The following is a 1,412-nucleotide window of genomic DNA, read 5'->3' on the forward strand; positions in this document are numbered from 1 at the left end:
CAGCAACCCCGAGGCGATCAATTCGCTCCGCGCGCCGATGTTCGAGGAAAAGGTCGTCGACTATTTGCTGGGCCAGATTTCGGTCGAGGACGTGAAGGTCAGCAAGGAAGAGCTGATGGCGGACGACGAGGAGGCCGAGAGCGCCAGCAAGGCGAAGCCGGCGAAGAAGGCTTCCTCCAAGAAAGCCGAGGCCAAGGCCGGCGAAGCAGCCGGTGAGGCGGAAGAGCCCAAGAAGAAGGCCGCGCCGAAGAAGAAGGCCGCCAAGGACGCCGAGTAAACCCGGCGATAAGCTGATTTCGAAAGGCCGCCCACGAGGCGGCCTTTTTCGTTCATGTTCTCCGTTGTTGCTGCGGGGCAACACCACCCGCTTCAGATGAATGCACGCTGCTGGCGATACCGAACATTGATGATTATCTGCTCGATATCACATTGCGCAGGGTCGTTTGGAGGCGTCGGTGGGTGTGGCATTCACGATGAGGGGCGTGGTCGTTACCGCGGCGCTCTTGCTTGCCGCGGCCGGTGTGGCAGAGGCCGGACCCGATCTCGGCAACTGGCGCGTCGACGCCGGCAACGACGGCCAGGTCACTGCGTCGCTATACGCCACCAACAAGCTGATCACCGGCGGCGGCGCGCTGGGCTACAGTCCGGTGCTGACGCTGGCTTGTCGACCGGGCGGCGAACCGCGTTGGAGCGAATGGCTGCAACTCAACGATTCAGTCTCCGCCAGCCGCAAGATCACCATGTCGGTCATGGTCGATGGCGGCGGCAAGTTCGATGAAAGCTGGTCTGTCGGCCCACGCGGTAAAATGCTGGTCAGGGACGGAGCCGATGGCATCAAGCGGCTGGTTTCGGCGAGCCGGCTGTTGCTGTCATGGCGTTTCGGCCTGCTGTCGGGACGCGGCGAGGCCGACTTCGAACTCGCCGGACTGTCCGAGGCGATCGGACAGATGGCTGCAAGCTGCAATACCGATCCGCCGTGACTCTCAGCACACGGCCTAAGGCGCGTCGCGAGGAGCCGGACTCAGGCGACGCGCTTTAGGTCCGTGTTTTGATGCATGTCGTTCTGCCAGAACCGCTGCGCAGCTTGGGCGACGTGCACCTTCGCACAAATTGCCGTTTCTACCCATTGGATTGATACTGTGGTATGTAGATGCCGCAATTCCATTGGTGGGACCACGGATATTCCGCTGTACCGTGCAGGCCGCCCCAGCGCAGCTGGCGTGGTGCGCATCGTCCGGCGCAGATGACGATCGATCAGGGAGGAATGCCATGCGCGCAATCGCACTTTTCATCGCCTCGGCGGCCACGATCTTCATTGCAAGCCCTTCGCGGGCGCAGGATGCAGCCGCAGGCGAGAAGGTCTTCACCAAGTGCAAGGTCTGCCACATTGCAGACCAGGACCAGAACAAGGT

1 protein-coding gene and 2 pseudogenes are annotated in these 1,412 nt (G+C 62.0%); all 3 read left to right on the plus strand.

Annotated features, from left to right (window positions below; all coding sequences use genetic code 11):
* Positions 1-277, plus strand: a pseudogene (locus EOA60_RS32885) (trigger factor); the annotation flags it as partial.
* Positions 278-473: 196 nt separating this feature from the next.
* Positions 474-980, plus strand: coding sequence for a hypothetical protein (locus EOA60_RS32890; protein WP_067000878.1), 507 nt, complete (start codon positions 474-476; stop codon positions 978-980).
* Between the two features lie 289 nt (positions 981-1,269).
* Positions 1,270-1,412 (plus strand): annotated as a pseudogene (locus EOA60_RS39390) (cytochrome c family protein); the annotation flags it as partial.

Source organism: Mesorhizobium sp. M1A.F.Ca.IN.020.06.1.1 (assembly GCF_004023265.1).
Classification (GTDB): Bacteria; Pseudomonadota; Alphaproteobacteria; order Rhizobiales; family Rhizobiaceae; genus Mesorhizobium.